The organism is Pseudoalteromonas luteoviolacea NCIMB 1944, from assembly GCF_001625565.1.
GTDB classification, from domain to species: Bacteria; Pseudomonadota; Gammaproteobacteria; order Enterobacterales; family Alteromonadaceae; genus Pseudoalteromonas; species Pseudoalteromonas luteoviolacea_F.
This window is the reverse complement of sequence record NZ_AUXS01000067.1, coordinates 1-210: the sequence shown is the minus strand read 5'-3', so window position 1 is coordinate 210 and position 210 is coordinate 1. Positions and strand designations below refer to the sequence as shown.

Below are 210 nucleotides of genomic sequence, written 5' to 3'. Positions count from 1 at the left end.
TGATTCAATCAGGCCAGTAAAACTGAATTCACCGTTGGCATTGGTCGTTGTTGTGGTATTTACTGTCTGACCATATTTATCAGTACCTGTGATTGTGACCCTGAAGTCTTTTAACAGCGCATCATTTGAATCGACCACACCGTTCTGATCCACATCGAAAAACACAGTACCTGCAATAGACTTATCACCGGCCTTTGGCTTTTCAGTAAA

General features: G+C 41.9%; 1 protein-coding gene. It reads right to left on the bottom strand.

Annotation, left to right across the window (positions count from 1 at the left end):
- Positions 1-210, bottom strand: a 210-nt coding sequence (locus N483_RS22375; protein WP_155735426.1) for an SdrD B-like domain-containing protein, incomplete at both ends; no start/stop codon positions are given.